Source organism: Nocardia sp. NPDC059229 (genome assembly GCF_042754165.1).
Lineage (GTDB): Bacteria > Actinomycetota > Actinomycetes > Mycobacteriales > Mycobacteriaceae > Nocardia.
The window spans coordinates 140,685-163,318 of sequence record NZ_JBHZAK010000001.1 but is presented as its reverse complement, the minus strand read 5'-3'; the positions used below and the strand labels follow the sequence as shown (position 1 = coordinate 163,318).

General features: G+C 68.9%; 16 protein-coding genes. 9 read left to right on the top strand and 7 right to left on the bottom strand.

The genetic code is table 11. The annotated features are described in order from the left end of the window. Positions 1 to 144: 144 nt before the first annotated feature. The 4 genes from ACFXHE_RS00770 to ACFXHE_RS00755 all read left to right on the top strand — a co-directional run bounded on the left by ACFXHE_RS00770 (position 145) and on the right by ACFXHE_RS00755 (position 7,848). Positions 145 to 3,282, top strand: coding sequence for an ATP-binding protein (locus ACFXHE_RS00770; protein WP_379378487.1), 3,138 nt, complete (start codon positions 145 to 147; stop codon positions 3,280 to 3,282). A gap of 295 nt (positions 3,283 to 3,577) precedes the next feature. Next, positions 3,578 to 4,195, top strand: a complete 618-nt coding sequence (locus ACFXHE_RS00765; protein WP_379378485.1) for an NADPH-dependent F420 reductase — start codon at positions 3,578 to 3,580, stop codon at positions 4,193 to 4,195. 149 nt (positions 4,196 to 4,344) lie between these two features. Further along, entirely contained in the window at positions 4,345 to 5,241 is an 897-nt protein-coding gene (locus tag ACFXHE_RS00760; protein WP_379380316.1) for a class I SAM-dependent methyltransferase, read from the top strand. A gap of 42 nt (positions 5,242 to 5,283) precedes the next feature. Then, positions 5,284 to 7,848, top strand: coding sequence for an FHA domain-containing protein (locus ACFXHE_RS00755; protein ID WP_379378483.1), 2,565 nt, complete (start codon positions 5,284 to 5,286; stop codon positions 7,846 to 7,848). A 97-nt stretch (positions 7,849 to 7,945) separates the two neighbouring features. Here ACFXHE_RS00755 and ACFXHE_RS00750 read toward each other — a convergent pair whose 3' ends face one another. Beyond that, a complete protein-coding gene (locus ACFXHE_RS00750; protein WP_379378482.1) occupies positions 7,946 to 9,331 on the bottom strand; it encodes a serine hydrolase domain-containing protein in 1,386 nt (461 codons plus the stop codon). A 300-nt stretch (positions 9,332 to 9,631) separates the two neighbouring features. On the opposite strand from ACFXHE_RS00750, the gene ACFXHE_RS00745 reads away from it, so the two are divergent. Next, positions 9,632 to 10,669, top strand: coding sequence for an alpha/beta hydrolase (locus tag ACFXHE_RS00745; protein WP_379378480.1), 1,038 nt, complete (start codon positions 9,632 to 9,634; stop codon positions 10,667 to 10,669). 277 nt (positions 10,670 to 10,946) lie between these two features. Then, positions 10,947 to 11,918 (top strand): alpha/beta hydrolase, encoded by a 972-nt coding sequence (locus ACFXHE_RS00740; protein WP_379380314.1) that lies wholly within the window; start codon positions 10,947 to 10,949, stop codon positions 11,916 to 11,918. A 65-nt stretch (positions 11,919 to 11,983) separates the two neighbouring features. Here ACFXHE_RS00740 and ACFXHE_RS00735 read toward each other — a convergent pair whose 3' ends face one another. The 3 genes from ACFXHE_RS00735 to ACFXHE_RS00725 all read right to left on the bottom strand — a co-directional run bounded on the left by ACFXHE_RS00735 (position 11,984) and on the right by ACFXHE_RS00725 (position 15,321). Next, the gene (locus tag ACFXHE_RS00735; RefSeq protein ID WP_379378478.1) at positions 11,984 to 13,591 is read right to left on the bottom strand and encodes a flavin-containing monooxygenase; all 1,608 of its coding nucleotides are present in this window, start codon (positions 13,589 to 13,591) and stop codon (positions 11,984 to 11,986) included. A 118-nt stretch (positions 13,592 to 13,709) separates the two neighbouring features. Next, positions 13,710 to 14,075 (bottom strand): ArsR/SmtB family transcription factor, encoded by a 366-nt coding sequence (locus ACFXHE_RS00730; protein ID WP_379378476.1) that lies wholly within the window; start codon positions 14,073 to 14,075, stop codon positions 13,710 to 13,712. A gap of 4 nt (positions 14,076 to 14,079) precedes the next feature. Then, entirely contained in the window at positions 14,080 to 15,321 is a 1,242-nt protein-coding gene (locus tag ACFXHE_RS00725; protein ID WP_379378475.1) for an MFS transporter, read from the bottom strand. A 111-nt stretch (positions 15,322 to 15,432) separates the two neighbouring features. Between ACFXHE_RS00725 and ACFXHE_RS00720 the strand changes: the two genes are divergently transcribed. Further along, positions 15,433 to 16,191 carry a hypothetical protein gene (locus ACFXHE_RS00720; RefSeq protein ID WP_379378474.1) on the top strand — a complete coding sequence of 253 codons (759 nt, stop codon included), beginning with the start codon at positions 15,433 to 15,435 and terminating at the stop codon, positions 16,189 to 16,191. A 6-nt stretch (positions 16,192 to 16,197) separates the two neighbouring features. On the opposite strand, the gene ACFXHE_RS00715 is transcribed toward ACFXHE_RS00720, so the two are convergent. Both ACFXHE_RS00715 and ACFXHE_RS00710 read right to left on the bottom strand, forming a co-directional pair. Next, the gene (locus tag ACFXHE_RS00715; protein ID WP_379378472.1) at positions 16,198 to 16,980 is read right to left on the bottom strand and encodes an SDR family oxidoreductase; all 783 of its coding nucleotides are present in this window, start codon (positions 16,978 to 16,980) and stop codon (positions 16,198 to 16,200) included. Between the two features lie 145 nt (positions 16,981 to 17,125). Beyond that, on the bottom strand, positions 17,126 to 18,724 hold the full coding sequence (locus tag ACFXHE_RS00710; RefSeq protein ID WP_379378470.1) for an HNH endonuclease: 1,599 nt from the start codon (positions 18,722 to 18,724) through the stop codon (positions 17,126 to 17,128). A 99-nt stretch (positions 18,725 to 18,823) separates the two neighbouring features. On the opposite strand from ACFXHE_RS00710, the gene ACFXHE_RS00705 reads away from it, so the two are divergent. After that, entirely contained in the window at positions 18,824 to 19,312 is a 489-nt protein-coding gene (locus tag ACFXHE_RS00705) for a hypothetical protein (RefSeq protein WP_379378468.1), read from the top strand. Positions 19,313 to 19,338: 26 nt separating this feature from the next. Here the strand turns inward: ACFXHE_RS00705 and pabB are convergent, their stop codons facing one another. Then, positions 19,339 to 21,471, bottom strand: a complete 2,133-nt coding sequence (gene pabB, locus ACFXHE_RS00700) for an aminodeoxychorismate synthase (RefSeq protein ID WP_379378467.1) — start codon at positions 21,469 to 21,471, stop codon at positions 19,339 to 19,341. Between the two features lie 88 nt (positions 21,472 to 21,559). Between pabB and ACFXHE_RS00695 the strand changes: the two genes are divergently transcribed. Then, positions 21,560 to 22,615 carry a phosphotransferase family protein gene (locus ACFXHE_RS00695; RefSeq protein ID WP_364615571.1) on the top strand — a complete coding sequence of 352 codons (1,056 nt, stop codon included), beginning with the start codon at positions 21,560 to 21,562 and terminating at the stop codon, positions 22,613 to 22,615. Positions 22,616 to 22,634 lie beyond the last annotated feature (19 nt).

Below are 22,634 nucleotides of genomic sequence, written 5' to 3'. Positions count from 1 at the left end.
ACAGCTGATTTCGTGACGGTCGGGGTAACTCACCGGGTACGTCCAGAATTGGTTCGGCGCACAACCGCCGGCACGGGTGCGCGACAGATAGCGGCTCTCAGCTGTCCGCTGAAGGCTCGGGGAGGCGGAGGAGTGCAGGTTGGTGTGCTGGGGCCCGTTCGGGTCCATGCGGAGGATGGGACGCCGGTGGAGATCCCCGGCGTGCGGGTGCGGATGCTGCTCGCTCGGCTGGCGCTGGAATCGGGGCGGGACGTGCCGGTGAACGCGCTCATCGACGGACTCTGGGGTGAGGAGCCGCCCGCTGAGGCGGCCGGAGCATTGCAGGCCGCGGTGTCGCGGCTGCGGAAGGCATTGCGCGGCGTGGGCAGGATCGAATTCGGGACCGGCGGCTACCGGCTGCCCGGGGTGACGGTGGACGCCGATCGGTTCGAGGACCTGGTGCGGCAGGGTCGTCAGGAGCTGGCCGCCGGGCGGGCGGAGGCGGCCACCCGCCGGCTGGGCGAGGCTCTCGCACTGTGGCGCGGACCCGCGCTCGGCGATGTGCTGGACGCACCGTTCGCCCAAGCCACCGCGACCAGGCTGGACGATTTGCGGGCCGCGGCGGTCGAGGACCGGTTCGACGCCGAGCTGCGGCTGGGCCGGTACGCCGACGTGCTCACCGATCTCGAGATCGCCGGAGGGGACAATCCGCTCAGCGAGCGGCTGGCCGCGCTGCGCATGCGGGCGTTGGCGGCGGCGGGACGGCAGTCGGACGCGCTGGCCGTGTACGAGGAGATGCGGGAGCGGCTGGACGAGGAACTCGGCATCGACCCGGGGGCCATCCTGCGGGACACGCATCTCGCGCTGCTCCGGGGAGAGCTCGAAATTCCCGCTCCGCGTAGGGAAGCTGTGACCCGGACGCTGCCCGTACGGCTGACCGGGTTCATCGGGCGCGAGGCGGAACTCACGGAACTGGCCGGGCTGCTGGCGGATTCGCGGCTGGTCACCATTGTCGGACCCGGCGGAGCGGGCAAGACCCGGCTCGCGCTGGAAGCCATGGACCGGCAGGCCACCGGGGCGGTGTTCTTCGTGCCGCTGGCCGAACTGGGCGCGCCCGACCAGCTCGCGGACGCGGTGGCCGGGGCGCTCGACAGCGACTCGGCCGAGCGGCCGGACAAGACCGCCCGGCTGACCGAACTACTGGACGTCGGGCCCGCCGTGCTGGTGCTCGACAACTGCGAGCACGTCATCGCGGCCGCCGCGGCCCTCGCCGAACAGCTGCTGGATCGGCTGCCGCAGCTGCGCGTACTGGCCACCAGCCGGGAACCCTTGGCCATCACCGGCGAGGCGCTGTGCCACCTGGGACCGCTCGGCGTTCCGGTCGAGACAGCGGATCCCGTTGTGGCCCAGAGTGCACCGGCCGTGCGGCTGTTCGCGGACCGCGCCGCCGCCATCCGCCCCGGCTTCACCCTCGACGACGCCACCGTCGCCCCCGTGGTGGAGATCTGCCGCCAACTCGACGGCCTCCCACTGGCGCTGGAACTCGCCGCCGCCAAACTGCGCGCCATGAGTGTCGACCAGGTCGCCCGGCGGCTCGGCGACCGCTTCCGGCTGCTCACCTCCGGCAGCCGCACCGCCCTGCCCCGGCAGCGCACCCTGCTCGCTCTGGTGGAATGGAGCTGGGATCTCCTCGACGAACCCGAAAAGATCCTGGCCCGAAGGCTTTCCGCCTTTCCCGGCGGCGCCACCGCCGAGGCCGTGGAAGCCATCTGCGCCGACGGCGACCTCCCCATCGAGGACATCGTCTACCTCCTCGACGCCCTGGTCGAGAAGTCCCTCGTCACCGTCACCCCCGGCGACCCGCCGCGCTACCGCATGCTCGAAACCATCCGCGCCTACGCCGCCGACCAGCTCACCCGCTCACCCGACGACCTGACCCCGCTCTTCACCGACTACTACCTCACCCTCGCCGAACAGGCCGAACCCCACCTCCGCGGCACCGAACAGCTCACCGCCATCGCCCTTTTCGACGCCGAACACGCCAACCTCGCTGCGGCACTTCGTACCGCCCTCGGTACCAGCCCCGACCCGGAGACGGCGATGCGGCTCGTGCGGTCCATGTTCTGGTACTGGGGAATCCGGGGGATGAGCAGCCAGTTCGAGAGCTCGCTCGACGCGGTGCTGCGGTTCGGGGACGAGCTCCCGGCGGCCGCGCGGGCCGCCTTCCGGGTGATCGCGCTGATGGCCGGTTCGCCGCCCGCGGGGAGCTCGCTGACCGCGCTCATCGAGGACTGCGTGCAGGCCGGCGGACTGGAATTCCATGCGGCCGTACCACTGTGGACGGCGCTCCTGGCGGCGCGCGCCGACGACGAGAAGCTGGCCGAACGGCAGCTCGAACAGGCGCTGACCTGGCCGGACCCGTGGGTGCGGGCCAGCGCGCAGCTCGCCCGCGACATCGCCCTGACGGGGCAGGGGCGCCTGCACGAGGGCGCCGTCGCGCGACGGGAAGCCTTGCGCGGCTTCGAAATCGTCGGCGACCGCTGGGGTCTGGGCATGGCGCTCCTCGCCGTCGGCCGCGCCCACTCGCTGCAGGGCGACCACGACCAGGCCCGCGCTGCTTACGCCCGTGCCGTCACCCTCGCCTCCGAACTCGGCACCGAGGACGACATCGTCGCCGCCCGCACCGCCCTCGCCGACGAACGCATGCGCGCCGGCGAACTCGCCGAAGCCGCCCGCGACATCGACGCCGCCCAGCGCCTCGCCGCCGACCAAGGCTTCCCCCGCCTCGCCGCCGTCATCCTCCTCACCAGCGCCGAATTGCACCGCCGCACCGGCGATATCACCCGTTCCGACCGAGAACTCGACCAACTCGAGCATCGCTTCCGCCACCTGCCCTATCCAGAGGCCATGGCCGCCAACCACATAACGGTCGCCCGCCTCCGCAACCGCCTCACCGAAGGTTCACCCGCCGCGGCCCGCGCCCTGCTACCCCGCTCCATCGAAGGCGCCTTCACCTACGGCGACTCCGCCGCCACCGCCCAGGCCCAAGCCCACGCCGCCGAACTCCTCGCGAAACTCCGTCTCCTGGAAGACAACCCGTCCGCTGCCGCCACCGCCCTCGGCCTCGGCCAAGTCATCCGCGGCACCGCAGACCACGGCGAGCCCGAAATCACCACCCTGACCGCGACCCTCACAAACCTCCTGGGCGACACCGAATACCACCGCACCTATCACCTCGGCGCAGACCTCCCCAGACCACAGGCCCTGGCCCGCCTCGCAACAGAGGCCACCCCTGCCCCGTAATCGAAACCAAGAAGTCGACCCGCGACTTTCCAAACGCTGGACGCTGTATCCTGATCACCAGGGCTCGCCGCCCCTCGATGAATTACGTCTTGCGGCATCGGGAAATTGGTAGAGACGCAACCGACAATCTCCATCCGGGTGGCGTCGGTCGATTGCCGACGGGGCCTGCAGCGATTCTCCGTCCACTACAAATGCCAAGCTCGTTCTTCATCGCAAGAACGGCAAGGTCCTCCTGGACTTCAACCCGCATCGCTCGTGAGCGCCGACGGGCCTGACACGATCGAGGATGAGCGCAATGACCACACACAGCACCATCGGCATTCTCGGAGCAGGAAATATCGGCCAGGCGGTCGCCGACAAGGCCGTCCGTCACGACCATGAGGTACTCATCGGCAACAGCCGGGGCCCGGAGACGCTCCGGGCCGTCGTGGAGCAGTTGGGGCCGAAGGCCCACGCGGTGACGGCCGGGGAGGCGGCGCAGGCGGAACTCGTGTTCCTCGCGTTGCCGTTCTTCGCCGTGCCGGATCTGACCGGGCTCACCGACTGGTCCGGGAAGATCGTCGTCGACACGACGAATCAGTTCGCCGCAGCGAACCCCTGGCGGGGCCGCTACGACGTCGGTGACCTCACGGGCAGCGAGTGGGTCGCCGAGCGCCTTCCCGGCGCGCGGATCGTGAAGGCATTCAACACCCTGTTCGCCGCATTCATCGCCGCGGACCCGCAGCATGCCGAAGGCCGGCAGGTGATCTTCTACGCGGGCGACGATGCCGATGCGAAAGCCGCCGTGGCCGGATTGCTGGACGAGTTCGGATTCGCCGGTCTGGACCTCGGTGGTCTGCGCGCGGGCGGACAGCTGATGCAGCTGGACGGTCCGCTCAACGCGCGGCACCTGCTGCTTCAGGACGTGGGCTGACGCTCTGGTCATCGCAGTCGACTCGGCCAGGGCGTGATAACCAGTTGGTTGCCTGAAGGTTCCGCATGGGAGCAGAATCGAGCGGGTGGAAGCGGGGCGTCGGCTCCGGTCGAGATAGTTCAGGTGATCGATGACACCACGAGGTGACCTTGATGCGAATGGACGGGGACAGCTGGGACATCGTGACGAGCGTGGGGCTGACCGCCCTGGGCGTTGCCACGTTTCGCGCACTCGAGACGATCGATCCCGAGCCGATGATCCGCGACGACTACGCGGCGTGGTTCGTCGAGGCGGCGGGTGAACCGCACTTCACACAGATGCTGGAGGACCCGGCGTCCGTGGGCGACATGACGCGGTTCGGGCGGTTCATGGGTGTCCGGACGAGGTTCTTCGACGAGTTCTTCGCCACGGCATGGCAGCAGGGGGTGCGGCAGGCGGTGATCCTGGCGTCCGGTCTGGATGCGCGCGCGTACCGGCTGGATTGGCCCGCGGGCACGGTCGTCTTCGAGATCGATCAGCCCCGGGTGCTGGAGTTCAAGGACCAGGTTCTCGCCGAGCACGCTGCCGTGGCCAAGGCCGATCGGCGCGTGGTGGCGGTCGATCTGCGCGACGATTGGCCCGCTGCGCTCACCGCCGCGGGATTCGATCCGGAGCGGCCGACGGCGTGGTCGGCCGAGGGGCTGTTGCCGTTCCTGCCGGGTTCGGCACACGACGCATTGTTCGAACGCATCGACGCCCTCTCCGCGCCCGGCAGCAGCGTGGCCACCGACGACTTCGGCCGCGGCTTGGACCCGCAACGCTTCGAAGACACGGAGGAGAAGTTCTTCGGCAGCAACCCCTTCGGGAACCTGGACGTGAGCGACCTCTGGTACGACGATGCCCGCGCTGTTCCCGGCGACTGGCTGGCACGGCACGGCTGGTCGGTCCAGAGCACCGCCCCCGTCGACCTCGCCGCCGGCTACGGCCACCCGATCACCGACATGCCCGCCGAACTGCTCGACCTCATGCAGCAGGCGCACTACGTGAGCGCCGAAAAGCGCCGCTGAGCCTGCATATGGGATGTAACGAAATTCGGTACATGAAACAAATTGAGAAATATTCGGCTTCGATCTTGCGTCGGGTTCTATCGGATTAGTATTTCGAATCCCATCAGCATTCGCCGCGACAGTCCGGTACGGTCGTATACTTCCGCTATGGCGGGTGAGCGGTCCTCCACGGAATTATCCGAGTCCCCGGTTCTTGTGGTACATACGCGAGAACACGTCTATCGGCTACGCCCCGAGGGCGCATACAACATCGGCCGCGATCCGACCGCCGACATTGTTGTCACCGATCCGCGTGTTTCGGCGTTGCATGCCGTGCTGGAGCGGGGATCCCACGGTTGGGAAATCGAGGACGCGCACAGCCTGAACGGCACCTTTTTCGATGGTCACCGCGTCGAGCGGATGGTGATCGACCACGACGAGACCTTCCAGCTCGGGCATGCCAAATACGGTGCGCAGTTGTCCTGCTCGCTGGAAACATCACCCGACTCCGGCCCCGAGCCCGAGGACGATAGCGGTGGGGACACGATGATCGTCCCGAATCCTGGTTATGACCTCGACGATGAAGCCACGGTCACCAAGTTCGAGCCGGGCCTGCCCCGGCGAGTGTCGCGGTCGGCGCCTCCGGCCGATCACCCCAGCGCGCTGGTACGGACCATCTCGGGCACACTCCGGATCGGGCGCGCCGCCGACAACGACATCGTCGTGCCCGACCTCATGGTCTCTCGCCATCACGCCGAACTACAGGTGATCGCCGAAGGCAAATATCGAGTCGTCGACCTCGATAGCCACAACGGCACCTACGTCAACGGCCACCGGATCGAGACCGCGGACCTGTCCGAATCCGACCTGATCGGCATGGGACACACCACCTACCGGTTCGTCGGCAACGAACTGCGCGAGTCCGTCGACACCGGTGACATCTCGGTCTGTGTCCAGAACCTCATCGTGCGGACACCGGAAGGCAAAGTGCTGCTCGACGACGTGACCTTCCCCATCGAGCAGCGCTCACTCGTCGGGGTCATCGGACCCAGCGGAGCGGGCAAGTCGACGCTGTTGGGCGCGGTCACCGGGCTGCAGCCTGCGACCGAGGGGACCGTCCGCTACGACGGACGCGACCTGTACACCGATTACGACGAGCTGAGACACAGGATCGGGTTGGTTCCGCAGGAGGACATCCTGCACAACCAGCTCCCGACGCGACGCGCCCTGCTCTACGCGGCCGAGCTGCGCTTCCCCGGTGACACAGCCCGCGAGGAGCGCGAGCAGCGAGTCGACGAAGTCCTCGACGAACTCGGCCTGTCGCGGCATGCAGACACCCGCATCGATCGGCTCTCCGGCGGGCAGCGCAAACGGGTGAGCGTCGCATTGGAACTGCTGACCAAACCGTCGCTGTTGTTCCTCGACGAACCGACCTCCGGCCTGGATCCCGGCCTGGACAAGACGGTCATGGAAATGCTGTCCGAACTCGCCCACGACGGGCGGACCGTCATCGTCGTCACCCACAGCGTGGCGAATCTCGATTCCTGTGACCGCCTGCTGGTGCTGGTGCCCGGCGGCAAGCTTGCTTATTACGGGCCGCCCGCAGAGGGCTTGCAGGAGTTCGGGCAGCGCACCTGGGCCGAGGTGTTCCAAGCATTCGACCGGGAGGAGGACCGCGACTGGGCCGGTGAGTTCCGGAACTCCCCGCGCTACGAGAACTACGTCGCTGTCGAGCAGCCCAACGAGACCGGACCGGTGGAAGTACCCGCACCGGCACCGCCGCCCGCGCCGCAGTCCAAGCTCAGCCAGCTCAGCACACTGTGCCGGCGCTATCTGGCGGTGATCGCCTCGGACCGCAGTTATCTGGCGTTGCTCGGCGCGATGCCGCTGCTGCTGGGCGGTCTGATCGCCGCGGTGCCGTCGGGCGCCGGTTTCACCGGGGCGCCGGGAACCAACACCGATGCCTCGACCAAGCTCATGATCTTGATATTCGGTGCCTGCTTCGTCGGCACCGGCAACGCGATTCGCGAGATCGTCAAGGAACAGACGATCTATCGCAGAGAACGCGCGGCAGGACTGTCGGCCGGGGTCTATTTGATGTCGAAACTGCTGGTCTTGGGCGTGATCACCGTCCTTCAGACGGCGGTGCTGTTCTTGATCGGCACTATCGGTACGAGTGTCCCGCCGAAAGGGATATTCACCTCGGTCCAGCTGGAGTTGATCTTGGCGATGGCGGTGCTGGGCATCGCGTCGCTGGCGTTGGGCTTGCTGGTGTCCGCCTCGGTGGACACCTCGGAAAAGACACTGCCGCTGCTGATCGTGCTGTCGATGGCGCAACTGGTGCTCACCGGCGGGCTGGTGCGGCTTCCCGGCACGCCCGTTCTGCAACAGTTGTCCTACCTGTCACCGTCCCGCTGGGGCTACGGCGCTGCAGCGGCCAGCATCGACCTCGACACCCTCTCGCCGCACGATGGCGGGCCCGACCCGCTGTGGAAGCACACCATCGGCACGTGGCTGCTCGATATGGGAGTCGTCGCCGGCCTGGCGGCGATCTTCCTCGCGCTGGCCTGGTATCGCCTGTACCAGATGCGGCCACGCCGCCGCGGCGCCCGCCCCGCCCAGATTTGAGCGGGGACGCACTCGGCGACCGGCAGCGTCCGCCGGCTCTCGACGCGCAAAGGAGAGGGCGCCCCCGGTATCGGGGGCGCCCTCTCGTTCAGCGGTGTCAGGAGGCTCGGGTGAAGACACGGCCTGCGAGATCGATGGCGGTGATGTCGCCGTTGGTGTCGCGGGTGAAGTAGCCGCGCTGGCCCTTGAAGGAGCCGTCGGTGATGACGTACTCGTCGCTGCCGGGGAGGAGGCCGAAGGGGAAGGGCGGGTGGTCCTGGGGGATCTCGGCGCCGGCGGCGGCGCGGATTTCGGGCTTGACCTTGCAGTCGAGGTAGAGCTGGTCGCCGTCGGCGTAGCAGGTCATGGTCATGGCGTCGATGTCGTAGACGCCGAACAGTTCCGGGGCGCGCGCGGCGTCGAAGGGGGCCGGCTCGGGGTCCTGGTCGACGACGCCCAGGTAGTGCTCCAGGGCCCAGCGGATGATGGCCTGGTTGGCGGGGATGCCGTCGGGGCTGGCGTTGGAGAGCACGACCACCGCGAAATCGCGTTCGGGCACCAGCTGGAAATTGGCGAACTGGCCGAAGCCGGAACCGTCGTGGCCGACCGTGCGGACCCCGTCCACCTCGCGCAGCATCCAGCACAGGCCGAAGGCGTCGGCGAGGGTGCTGGCCCGCAGCTCGACGGTCGGCTGCTGCATCCGGTGCATCAGCTCGGCCGGCAGCACCGGCGCGCCGCTCTCGGTGCGGCCGTCACCGAGGTGGAACCGGCCCCAGCGCAACAGATCCGACACCGTGGACCCGAGCCCGCCGCCGGGGTTGTTGGCGCGGGTGCCCTTCCAGGCCCGCGACACCTCGAGCTCACCGTGCTGCTGCCGCTCGTGCCCGGCGGCGAAGCGGCGGGTCATGACATCGCCCTGGAAGTAGAAGCTCTCGGCCAGCCCCACCGGCTCCAGAACCGTGTCGGCGACGACCTTTTCGAACGACTCCCCGGTCACCTTCTCGATGACGCGGCCCAGCAGGTTGAAGCCCGCCTGGCTGTAGGACGCCCGCTCGCCGGGCGCGCCGATCAGCGGCAGCTCGGCCAGCGTGGCCACGAAGGCGGCCAGCCCGTCCGCGCCGTCGCCGGTGTCGTTGATGATGTTCCAGTCCAGCCCGGCGGTGTGGTTGAGCAGCTGCCGCACGGTGATCGTCGCCGCGGACTTCTCGTCGATCAGCTCCAGCTCCGGCACATAGGTGCGCACCGGCGCGTCCAGATCCACCCGGCCCGCCGCGACCAGCTGCATCAGGGCGGTGGTGGTGAAGGTCTTGCTGGTCGAGCCGATCGCGAAGATCGTGTGCCCGGTGATCGGCACCGGGTTCTCGGTGCTGGTCACACCGACATTGGCGTGGATCTCCCGCCCGTCGACCCAGATGCCGACGGCGATGCCGGGCATCCCGTACTCGGCGGCGGTGGCCGCGACGAACTCGGCGAGGGCGGAATCGGTGTGCGCGTTCGCGGACATTTGCGGTGCCTTTCGGTGGTGGCTGTTCGTGTGTGTCCATGACGATGCCGACCCGCGCTGACAGCCCACCGACAGTGCGCTGACCGCCGCCCGTCAGTGGCGTGGATCCCGGTCAGCGGCGGCTGTGAGTGAAGTCACCCGAGCCGGTTTCCGGCTCCGACCGGGGTCTCGCCACCCTCTCAGCCGCAGCTCAGCTTCGAGTCAGCAATTGCTAAGAGGCTGTGGGCAATGTGGGGGCCTGATTCGTGACACCTGCACAAACGACTCGTCACGCCAGAGAAAACTGCCGAAGGAGAAAGCGTGCGTTCAACGAAGACCTGGGGCAGCGCGGTATTGGCCTTGACCGCAACCGTTCTGCTACCGGTGGCCGTGGGTGCCGCCTCCGCCGAGCCGGGGACCTCGCTGAACTTCGCGGGCACCTCCGCCGACGGCTCTCGCATCGCCTCCAGCAAGGTCGCCGACGCACGCACCCTGAACCTGCAGGTCTATTCGGCGGCCATGGACAAGAACATCGAGGTCGATGTGCAGCGCGCCGCCGATACCTCGGCGCCCACCCCGGTGCTGTACCTGCTCAACGGCGCGGGCGGCGGCACCGACTCCGCGACCTGGCAGAAGCAGACCGACGTCCTGAACTTCCTGTCCGACAAGAACGTCAACGTGGTGCAGCCGGTCGGGGGCGGCTTCAGCTACTACACCGACTGGCGCGAGCCGGATCCCGCACTGGGCGTGAACAAGTGGAAGACCTTCCTCACCGAGGAACTGCCGCCGCTCATCGACCAGGCGCTGAACACCAACGGCCGCAATGCCATTGCCGGTCTTTCCATGGCCGGCACCTCGGTGCTGCAGCTGCCCATCGCCGCGCCCGGCCTCTACCAGTCGGTGGCCGCCTACAGCGGCTGCGCCCAGATCAGCGATCTGCTCGGCTACAGCATGGTCAATACCGTGGTCGCCGCGGGCGGCGGCGACAGCGCGAACATGTACGGCTCGCAGCGCGATCCCATGTGGGCCGCCAACGATCCCTACGTGCACGCCGACCAGCTGCGCGGCCTGAACATGTTCATTTCCAGCGGTTCCGGCCTGCCGGGCCAGTGGGACACCCTCGGCGGCCCGCACACCCTGCCCGGCGCGGGCGGCTGGGCGAACCAGGTGGCCCTGGGCGGCACGCTCGAGGCCGCCACCAACTACTGCACCCACAACCTGAAGACCAAGCTCGACGGCCTCGGTATTCCGGCCACCTACGACTTCACGCCCACCGGCACCCACTCGTGGGGGTACTGGCAGGACGCGCTGAAGAACTCGTGGCCCGTCCTGGCGACCGGTCTGGGCCTGCCGGCCTGACCGGTACATCGACGAAACCGGCACGCCTTCAGGGGAAGCGAGCCGGTTTCGTCTTGTGTACACGTGTGGTAACGAGGGTGGGAATCGCGCCCTGACCCTACGGCCGGAACCGTACTCTCGGAGTCAGTTCAGTTCCGGGCCAGCATTTTCCGAAGCCGCTCCGCACGCTGAAGTGCTGACTCGTGACAACCGGGAACCTGCCGGAGGAGACAGCGTGCGTTCCGCAATTACCTTGGGCAGCGCGGTATCGGCCTTGACCGCAACCATTCTGGTGTCGATGGCCGCGGGCACGGCCTCCGCCCAACCGGACACCCCGGTGACCTACACCGGGACTTCCGCCGACGGCTCGCGCATCGTCTCCAGCACGACCACCGACACCCGTCTCGTGACTCTGCAGGTCTATTCGGCCGCCATGGACAAGAGCATTCTGGTCGATGTGCACCGTCCGGCCGGCACCTTCCAGCCCGCCCCGGTGCTGTACCTGCTCGGTGGCGCGGGTGCCGCCGACGCCGTGACCTGGCAGACGCAGACCGATGTGCTGGACTTTCTGGCCGAGAAGAACGTCGATGTGGTGCAGCCGATCGGCGGGGATTTCACCTACTACACCGATTGGCGCGCCCCGGATCCCGCTCTGGGCGTGAACAAGTGGAAGACCTTCCTGACCGAGGAGTTGCCACCGCTCGTCGACGAGGCGCTGAATGCCAACGGGCGCAACGCGATCGCGGGTCTGTCGATGGCGGGCACCTCGGCGTTGCAGCTGGCCATCGCCGCGCCAGGGTTGTATCGGTCGGTTGCGGTCTACAGCGGCTGTGCCCAGATCAGTGACCCCATCGGATATCACTTCGCCAATGACGTGGTCACGAAGGGCGGCGGGGACAGCGCGAACATGTATGGCCCCGAGGGTGATCCCGAGTGGGCCGTCAACGATCCCTATGTGCACGCCGACCAGCTGCGCGGCCTGAATCTGTTCATCTCCAGTGGTTCCGGGCTGCCGGGCCGGTGGGACGCCCCCGGCGGCCCGCACACCCTGCCGGGCACGGACGGCTGGCTCCAGCAGTTGACCATCGGTGGCGGGATCGAGGCCGCCACCGACTTCTGCAGCCACAATCTGAAGGCCAAGCTCGACGGCCTCGGCATCGCGGCCACCTATGACTTCACGCCGACCGGTACCCACTCGTGGGGCTATTGGGAAGACGCGATGAAGCGGTCGTGGCCCGTCCTGGCTGCCGGTCTGGGCCTGCCCGCCTGACCGCGGACGACGAAACCGGCTGGCCGCCAAGGGGAAGCGCGCCGGTTTCGCCGGGTCCAGGCTGACTACGCGGTGAGCTCGAAGTTCGGGTACCCGTTGTCGCGCTCGTCGTCGCAGTAGCGGCGGTAGTTGCCGAAACCGCCGATGTAGGGCATGAATACGCGCTTCTTGCCCTCGATGTTCGCGCCCATGTACCAGGAATTGGCCTTCACGAACAGCGTACCCTCGGCGACCTCGAGCAGGTGATCGGTCCACTTGACCGCCGCCTCCGTGCGGGCCTCGGCCTTGCGGATCCCGTTGGCGCGGCAGTGCTCCACCAGCGCCAGCACCCAGTCCAGCTGCTGCTCGGAGTGCAGCACCATGTTCGCCATCACCGACGGGGTGCCGACGCTGTTGATGCTGAACATGTTCGGGAAACCGGGGATGCCGAAGCCGAGGTAGGTGACCGGCCCGTCGGCCCACAGCTCACCGAGGCGGGCATCCCGCGCGCCGTGCATGTCGATACGCAGCAGCGCACCGGTCATGGCGTCGAAACCCGTTGCGTAGACCAGCGCGTCGAGTTCGATGAACTTGTCGGCGGTGCGGATGCCGGTCGGGGTGACCTCCTCGATGGCCTCGCGGCGCAGGTTCACCAGCGACACGTTCGGCCGGTTGAACATCTCGTAGTAGCCGGAGTCGGTGCAGATGCGCTTGGTGCCGATGGGGTGGTCGTAGGGGATGAGGTCGTCGGCCACCGCCTGGTCGTCCACCTTGGCGCGGATCTTGGCGACCGCGAACTCGCGCACCAGCTCATTGGCGGCCAGATCGCTGTTCTGGTCGGGGAAGACCTTGTTGAACAGCACGCCGCCGCCGTCCCAGCGGTCCTGCATGGCCTGCTCGCGCTCCTCGGCGGTCAGATCCAGGGCTTTGCTCTCCAGCGAGCGGTGCGGGGTGGCGGCCGGTGCGTAGTAGGAGTTCTCGCGCCGCTGCCGGTAGGTGGCGCGGATCTCGCCCTGCTCCTCGTCGGTCCACGGCCGGTTGGGCACCGGGACGCTGAAGTTGGCCGAACGCTGGAAGACGGTGAGCGCCTCGGCCTCCCGCGCGATGATCGGCGCGACCTGGATGCCCGAGGAGCCGGTGCCGATGACGCCGACCCGCTTGCCCTCGAAGGACACGCCCTGCTCCGGCCACTGCGCGGTGAAAAGCTCCTCGCCCGCGAAGGTTTCGATGCCGGGGATGTTCGGCTTGATCGGCGCGGACAGACAGCCGGTGGCGAAAACCACGAACTGCGAGCGGAATTCGTCGCCGGCCTCGGTGCGCAGCGTCCAGACGGCCGCCTCGTCGTCGAAGCGGGCGCCGACGACGCGCTGACCGAACCGGTACCGCTGCTTCAGCTCGAAGCGGTCCGCCACATGGTTGATGTAGGCGAGGATCTCCGGCTGGGCGGCGAAACGCTCGGTCCAGGTCCAGCTCTGCTGCAGGTCCTCGTCGAACGAGTAGGAGTAGTCGACGCTCTCCACGTCGCAGCGTGCACCCGGGTAGCGGTTCCAGAACCAGGTGCCGCCGACACCCTCGCCCGCCTCCAGGCCGAGCACGTTCAATCCGGCCTTCGCCGCCTGGTGGACGCCATAGAGTCCGGCGAATCCGGCACCGATGATGATCACATCGAATGGGCTGCCCTGCTCGGGATGCATGCGCGACCTCTCACTATTCGTCTCGAGATATTTCGAATAGGCATATCGTCACGGCGCATGCGGGCACTCGGCGATACCACGTCCCACTGACCAGGAGCCGAGTCCCGGGAAATGTTCGCTATTCGTGCGATGGTTCGCCGGTCACGATGTGATCGGCGTGGTTCAAGCCCTCGCGGACCAGGCGGGCCAGGTGGCCGTCGCGGATGCGGTAGATGATGCGGCGGCCCTCGCGGCGGGTGTCGACCAGGCCGCTGAAGCGGAGTTTGGCCAGATGCTGGCTGACCGCGGTGCGGGAGGCGCCGCAGGCCTCGGTGAGGGCGGTGACATCGGCCTCGTCGGAGGCGAGGATCCAGAGGATGTGCAGGCGGGTCGGATCAGACAGCATGCGGAAGGTGGCGGTGGCCACGTCGAGATGGGGCTGATCCGGACGGACCGGGTGGATGAGGCTGGGTGCGGCAGGTGCCGGTTCGGTCTCCTCGCTCACCAGTTCACCTTCCTGCCGCCGCCGTCACCGCCTCGGGGCCCGTCGGCACGTGTGCGGGCCAGGCGTGGGCCGCCGTCGTAGCTGCCAGTGTAGCGAGGGCGGCCAGCACGATCGCCGTGGTCGGCAGGCCCGCCAGCGCGCCCAGCTTGCCCGCGACCGGGTAGGTCACCAGGAAGCATGCGTGCGAGAGGGAGAACTGCGCGGTGAAAACGGCTGTGCGGGTGCCGGGTTCGGACTGGGCGCGCAACAGGCGGGCGGACGGGGTGTTGATCATCGAGGTGCCCGCGCCCAGCAGCACCCAGGTCACCGCCAGCACGAGCGCACCGGCCCCGCGGGGGAGCAGGGTCGGCACCGATGCCGCGATCAGGCCCAGTGGCAGCAGCGCGCAGCCGGTCATCATGAGACTGCGGTCCGGCACCCGCGCCAGCAATCGCGGGGTCGAAAGCGCCACCGCCATGGAGCCGAATCCGAAGCAGCCCAGCGCCAGTGCCACCGCGGTATTGGAGCCACCCAGCTGATCCCGCACGTACACAACGGTATTCACGATCACCAGCGCGGTGGCCGCGGCCACCACCATGTTCATGGCCAGCAGCCCGCGCAGCACCGGCCGGTTCACCATGATCCGGGCGCCCTCGGTGATGCGCCGCAACAGCGGGGCGGACCGCTCGGGCGCGGCGAGCCGGGGCAGCCGGGTGGTCACCACCAGCAGCGCCGAGGCCACGAAACCGGCCGCGGTGCCCACGAACAGCGAGTGATAGCTGATGACCGTCAGCAGCGCGGCCGCCAGCACCGGGCTCAGCAGCGACTCCATGTCGTAGGCCAGCCGCGACAGCGACAGCCCGCGGGTGTAGTCCTCCTCGTCGACCAGGATCGAGGGGATCAGCGACTGGAACGCCGGCGTGAAGGTGGCCGAGGCCGACTGCAGCAGCGCGATCAGCACATAGATCTGCCAGGTGTGCGTGACGAACGGCAGCATGAGCGCGATCCCCGCGCGCATCGCGTCCGCCGACACCAGTACCAGCTTCCGGGGCAGCCGCAGGGTGAGCGCCGAGATCACCGGCGCGACAGCCACATACGCCACCATCTTGATGGCCAGGGCGGTGCCCAGCACAGCGCCCGCCTGGCCCCCGGCCACCTCGTAGGCGAGCAGGCCCAGGGCCACGGTGAGCAGTCCGGTGCCGATCAGGGCGACCACCTGGGCGGTGAACAGCTTGCGGAACCGGGGATCGCGGAGCACGTCGAGCACACAGTTACTATAAGCCTATATGTGCGCAGTTGTGCACATGATGTCGGATATATCTGTGTGGTCGGCCTCGCTTGGTCCGATTGCTGCGCATTCGTCGCTATCCTCGCTCCCATGGGGAGGAATCTCGTGGCCGCTGGCCTGGCTGCCGCCACGCTCACGCTGGCCGCGTGCGCACAACACCCCGCCACCGCACCCATGGCCGGCAACCTCTCCCCGCACACCAGCGATCACGTCGTCCCCGGTCCGGTCACCCCCGTCTCCGCCCTCCCGCCCTGCGGCGATATCGCCTCGGCCGCCACGCCTCCCGACTGCTACCTGCAATCCCACGACGCCGCCGGGCTGACCTTCGAAGTGCGGCACCGCGGTACCGGACAGCAGGGGTCGGTCGCCATCACCGTGCTGGACCCCGTCGGCGCACAGCTGCAGACCCTCACCGAACAGGCCGTCGGCACCACCGAGCCACGACTGCGCGACCTCGACAACGACGGCCGCGACGAGCTGATCATCCCGATCATGCTGGCCAGCGCCAACACTCGCTACGTCATCTACCACGCGGCCGGCGACGGGCAGCTCCAGCGCGCGGGCGAACTCGCGGGCATCGGCATCGACACCTCCGCGGCCGGCTACACCGTGGTCACCGCGCGCGACAGCTACGAACTCTGGAACATCGAATTCTGGACCTTCGACGCCGAGAAACTGCAACCCCTGGTCACCGCCCAGGTCCGGCTCCTCGACGACGGGACCGGGCGCGTCGGCGGCAGCGAGTGCACGGTGATCGACAGCGGCGGGCTGAACCGCATCGGTCTCACCCTGGATCAAGCAACCGGGCAGTTCTGCGCCGAACCAACTGTGCTCCGGGTGAGGCGCTGACGCAGGTCAGCTCACCGGCTTCGAATACCGGCGGCGCAGCCACTCGGCATAGTCGTACGACACCGTCTCGCCATCGGCATCCAGGCACAGTGCAGCGTCGCGCAGCCGTCGCACGATCCGGCCGACCGGCGGCACCGGCAGCGGCAGCAGCGCCTGACCGAGAGCGTGGCGGCGGAGCTCGGCCAGCTCGCCGAGGGTCTGCACGACCGGACCGCCCAGATCGCGGACCCGGCCGGACGGGCCCGCCTCGACCGCGTCGGCCAGCCGGCCTGCCACCGCGACCACGTCGACCGGCTGGAACCGCATGCCGGTGCGCGGCGCGATGCGGAACTTCGCTGCCGCGCCGACCATTTCGTCGACGAGCTCGTGGAACTGCGTGGCGCGCAACAGGGTCCACGGCACCGGGCCCTGGGTGACCACCCGTTCCTGCGCGACCTTGGTGCGGTAGTAGCTGAACGGCACCCGCTCGCAGCCGACGATCGAGATCTCCACATGGTGGCCGACCCGGGCGCGCTGCTCGGCGGCCAGCAGGGTGCGCACACCGTCGACCATCACCCGCGAGCTGCGCAGCCCGCGATGGGAGGCCGCGTCCACCACCGCGTACACACCCTCCAGCGCCGCGTCCATCCCCGCACCGGTGACCAGATCCACCGCGTGATGCGTGGTCCCCGGCACCGGCTCGGCGGGCGCGGACCGGCTCAGCACCCGCACCGTATGCCCGCGCGCCACCAGATCCCGCACCACCGGCGCGCCCAGCGTCCCGGTACCGCCCACAACCGCCACCTGCATGTCGGATCCCCTTCCTCGACCGGCCTTCCTCGGACGCTAGAACCACACCGTGTGCCGCTCAACATGATTCATCGCATGGCGTCGGATTCCCCACATTCGCCCGTGCCCCGCGCGTCGATGGGGTTGGATGCGCGGCTTCGCGGGGTCAGATGTGCGCGCCCTTGGTGCGGTTGCAGGCGCGGCAGAGGATCTGCAGGTTCGCGGGGCTGGTCGCCCCGCCGCGGCTGATCGGGATGATGTGGTCGAATTCGAGATAGTGGCTGTCGCCGCATTCGACGCATTTACCGCCGTCGCGCTGCCAGACCACGGCCTTGACATCCGGTGGGATGGAACGGGTGTCGCGGCGGCCCGGGGTGAGGGCCAGGCGCTTGGCGATGCGCAGCGCGCCCTCCATGGCGGCGGCCACGAAGTCGGGATCGGCGACCTCGAGGATCGCGCCGCCGCGTGAGGAGGTGGCCGACACCTCGACCAGGCCATCGGCGGCGGTCACCGAAACCACGCGGGCCCAAGGTATTTCGGTGCCGGTGTCCGCGCCTGTGAAGCGCAGCTTGCGGTTGCTGACGATCAGACGGCCCTCGGTGCGCTTGGGGCCGCGGGCCAGCTGCCGGATGTGCACGGCGGGGAGGTTCAGGTGGACCCGCTCGTCGGGGTCCAGGTGCAGGCCCGTGGTGGGCTGCTGCGGCAGCTCGCCGGACCGCAGCCGGGTGAGCAGGCGGCCGCGGTGCAGGCGGCGGCGCAGATCCTCGATGGCCGAGCCCGACAGGGACAGCTCCGCGACGGTGTCCTCGAGGTCGTCCACGTCGGACTCGTCCACGACGCCGTCGGCAAAGGTGAAGGCGACCAGGCGTTCCAGCTGATCGAGAGCGAGCGGGCGCAGCAGATCCAGGGCGGCGGCGCGGTCGACGCGCTGGAAGCGCAGCGCGGCCCAGAGCGTCTCCCAGTCGTCGTGCGGGGAGAGGCCACGCAGGGCACGCTCGGCGCGGGAACGCCAGGTGCGCAGGTATTCGGTTGTCTCGGTGGCGCATTCGCGGCACAGCGGTGTGGCGCCGAACAGCGCCGCGCCGAACAGGCGGCGGCGCGGCGCCCCGCAGCGCGGGCAGTGGCGGGCATCCTGCGGCGGGGCAGGGCGGGCCGACGCCGTCCACGTCGTGCCGTCCCACCAGCGCAGGCGGGCCGGATCGCGAGGATCCGGATGCCATTCCGCCCGTTCGGGATCCGGGGGCGGCGGCGTGCGACGCGGCTCGGGCTCGAAGCCGTGCGCGGGATCGATCCGCACCCCGAACTCGCGCACCAGCCCGGCCAGGCTGACCCCGGCGTCGGCCAGCGCCCGGAACTCCCAGCCCTCCTCGGCGCGCGTGAACTCACCCAGCACCAGGGCCGGTGCCGGGTCCGGCGTGTCGATGTCGTACCAAGCGACCGGATGGTCGTGGTCGAACACGGTCAGCCGCAGGCCCGCGACATCGGCGAAACCGCCTGGCGCCGAACCGATGACCACGATCCCCGCCACGTCCGGCCCGGTGCGCGGGAGCGAGACCGACAGCCGCGCCGTCCCCGGTGCGGGCTCCCGATCCAGCGTTACCGCCTGCGAGACGTGCCGGGGCGCGTCGAACCAGACGAAATCCCGGTCCGACCGGGCCCGCCCGTGCTCCGCCACCAGCACGGCCTGCGCCCGCACCGCATGCTCCGACCGCCACGAAAGCACAACCGTCAGAAGCGATGTCGGAACCGTTGTATGGCCACCCATGGTCAGTTTCATCGTGGTCGAACTATGCCACGACCCTCCGACAAAACCGCATGCCAGGCCCTCCCGGCAAATCTGAAAATCGTGCGGCACAGTAGAGGTATGACCAACCCCAAGGGGAGCGACCGTCAGCCCGCCAAACCCTCGACCTCGCGCGTCCCCACCGCCGGGGACATCCTGGCGGCGGCCCAGGCCGCGGTCGAAGCCGCCCAGAGCGCGGCCGGTCAGGCCCTGGATTCCGCCCAGGTGACCGCGTCGACCGCCTTCGACACCGCCGTCCGCCTCCCGCCCGCCTCCATTCAGCTCGCTGCCCAGCTGCCCGACCTGATCCAGAGCCTCACCATCGCCGTCGAGCGCCTCAACTCCACCATCGACCGCCTCGATCGCACCCTCGCCCTGGCCGAACCCGCCTTCGTCGCCTACGACAAGATCCTCACCCGGCTCGAGGCGGTCACCGCCCTCGGCGAGGAGGTGTTCACGCGCCTCGACAAACTCCCTGGCGTCTCCCTGCTCGGCCGCCTCACCGGAACCCGCGAGAACCCGGAACCTGAACCGCCCGAAGGCAAGTCCCGCCGCTCCCGCCGCAAGTGACGTCGCACGACGCCATTGCGCCGGATCTACCTGGCCGAGGGAATGCGGTCGCGGGGCGGGACGCCCAATCCTGGGAGGGCGCGCAGCGCGGCGGCGGCCTTCCAGACCATTTCGTGGTACTCGTCGGCCGGGTCGGAGTCGAGGACGACCGCGCCGCCCGCGCCGACTCGCCAGCGATTGTCGTGGCGGACGGCGGTGCGGATGACGATGTTCAGGTCGGCGGTGCCGCCGAGGCCGAGGAAGCCGATGGTGCCGGAATAGATGCCGCGGGCCTCGGTTTCGAGGGAGTCGATGATTTCGAGGGTGCGGAGTTTGGGAGCGCCGGTCATGGAGCCGCCGGGGAAACAGGCTCGGAGACAGTCGATGACGTCCAGGTCGGGGCGGAGGGTGCCGCGCACGGTGGAGACCAGCTGGTGCAGCGTCGTGTAGGTCTCGACGGCCATGAGCTTGGGGACGTGCACCGAGCCGATCTCGCAGACCCGGCCCAGGTCGTTGCGGAGCAGATCCACGATCATGAGGTTCTCGGCGCGGGTCTTGGGGCTGCGGGCCAGCTCGGCTCTCAGCTCTTCATCCTCGGCGGCGGTGCCACCGCGCGGGGCGGTGCCCTTGATCGGCTTGCTCTCCACCGTGCGGGAGTGATCCACCTTGAGGAAGCGCTCCGGCGAGGAACACGCCACCTCCAGCCCGGCGAAGCGCAGGAAGGCCGCGTAGGGGGCCGGATTGCACCGGCGCAGCGTGCGATACACGGAGAGGCCGTCGGCGTCGCCCGGAGGATGAGCGCTGTCGGTGATGCAGATTTCGTACGACTCGCCCGCGAGCAGCTGCTCCCGGCAGGCCGCCACATCGGCGAGATAGCGCTCCCGGCCGCGCGTGAGGAACGGCGCGACCGTGCCCTCGTCGGCGCGCAGCTCGAGGTCCGGCGGATTCTCCCAGGTCGGAAGGGTTTCCACCACGGCCCGGGTGGCGGCCAGCCAATCCTGTGCGGCGGCAGCGGCATCCGGCTCGGCCAGCGCCAGCAGATGGGTGCGGCCCGCCTCGTGATCGACCACGATCAGCCGGTCCGCGAAGATCCACTGGGCGTCGGGTGTGGCCGCGCGATGCACGGCCTCGGCGCCGCAGTCGGCCTTCATCTCGTAGCCGAGATAGCCGACATAGCCACCGGCGAAATCGAAAGGCACATCGGGGAATTCGATCTCCCGGCGGCGTAGCTCCGCGGATAGATAGTCGAGCACCCCGCCCGGCGCCGTGCGCGGCCCGGCCGCCGACTCGATCTCGACCCGGCCGCTGCCGACCCGATACCGCACCACCTCCGCCAGCGGCCCGGACGCGTCACCCAGGAACGAGAAGCGATCCAGCCCCGGCTCCACATGCTCGCTGTCGAGCCAGAAGGCATGCGGGGAAACGGCATACAGCGCGTCGAAGACCGCCTCGGCATCGACGGCCCGCTCCACGACCGTCTGCTCGACCCGATAGCGGACGGGCGCGCCGGCGGCGGGCGGTCTCGAAGTCTCGGCTCCGATCCGGGGGCGCGCCGGCATCGTTCGTGTGGGCTGTCGGGAAATTTCCTGCCGCCGTTGATATTCCGCGGTCAACTCGGCGAAATTGCGCAGCAGCAGTTCCCCGTGCTCGCTGGAGATCGACTCGGGATGGAACTGCACGCCCCACTGCGGCCGCGTGCGGTGCCGCACGCCCATGATCACCCCGTCCGGCGTGGTCGCCGTGACCTCGAGGTCCTCCGGCAATGGTCGCACCGCACACAGCGAGTGATAGCGCACCGCCGAGAAGCCCTGCGGCACACCGGCGAACAGCTCCCGCCCGTCATGGCTGATCAGATCCGGGTACCCGTGCCGGGCCTGCGGCGCGGCGACCACCTGCCCACCCGCCGCGATCACGATGCCCTGATGCCCCAGGCACACTCCCAGCACCGGTAGCTCGGCCCCAGTGATCAAGGCCGCCGAGATGCCGAAATCGCGCGGGACATCCGGCCGTCCGGGCCCGGGGGAGATGACGATGTTGTCGAACTCCCCGAGCCCGAGCTCCTCGACCGAGGCCGCCTCGTCATTGCGCACGACCACGGGTTCGACCCCGTTCACCTCGCTGATCAGCTGATACAGGTTGTAGGTGAACGAGTCGTAGTTGTCGATCAACAGGGTGCGCATTTGACCACGCACATTACGCTCTGCCCATTACGGTTACTGCTGGCGACTGCCTTCAGTTCGTGTGGACCGCTACGGCAGAATAGGCGGCATGTCTGTTGCGCAGCCGGTCGAAGTGGATCGTGACGTCGTCGATTTCGCCATCGTCGGAAAGTGGATGGAAGAGCAGGGCCTGCCCGGCGGGGAGTTCGAGGAGGTGAAGCCGCTCGGCGGCGGCACCCAGAACATCATGCTCCGCTTCCGCCGCGGCGGCCGCGAGTACGTGCTGCGACGCGGGCCCAAGCATCTGCGGTCCGCCAGCAACACCGTCATCCAGCGCGAATCCCGCATCCTCGGCGCCCTCGGCGACACCGAGATCCGCGCCCCCAAGGTGATCGCCGCCTGCCCCGACGAATCCGTGCTCGGCGCGTCCTTCTACCTCATGGAACCGATCGTCGGATTCAACCCGCAGAACGAGCTGCCCGAACCGCACGCCTCCGACCCCGAGGTGCGCCGGCAGATGGGCTTGTCCGCGGTCGAGGCCATCGCCCGCCTCGGCTCGCTCGACCACGAGGCGCTCGGCCTGGCCGACTACGGCAAACCGGAGGGCTTCCTGGAACGCCAGGTGCCGCGCTGGCTCAAGGAACTCGACTCCTACAGCGTCAACGACGGCTACCCCGGCCCGGAGATCCCCGGCGTCGCCCAGGTCGGCGACTGGCTCGACCGCAACCGCCCCGCCCAGCCGAAAGCCGGCATCCTGCACGGCGACTGCCACCTCGCCAACATGATGTTCTCCTACGACGGCCCCGAGGTGGTGGCCATGGTCGACTGGGAGATGTCCACCATCGGCGACCCGCTCCTGGACCTGGGCTGGCAGATCGCCACCCGCCCGGTCCCCGGCACCACCGGCGCGGCACTGGTCGGCTCTCTCGGCGCGGTCGGCGGCCTGCCCACACCCGAGGAGATGATCGCCCACTACGCGAAGTTCTCCGACCGCGACCTGACCCACGTCACCTGGTACACCGTGCTGGCCTGCTTCAAGCTCGGCATCGTGCTCGAGGGCACGCACGCCCGGGCCTGCGCGGGCAAGGCCCCCAAGCAGGTCGGCGACTTCCTGCACGCCATCACCCTCGAACTGTTCGAGAAGGCACACCAGCTGATGGAGTGACGACACCGTAAGTTGGTCG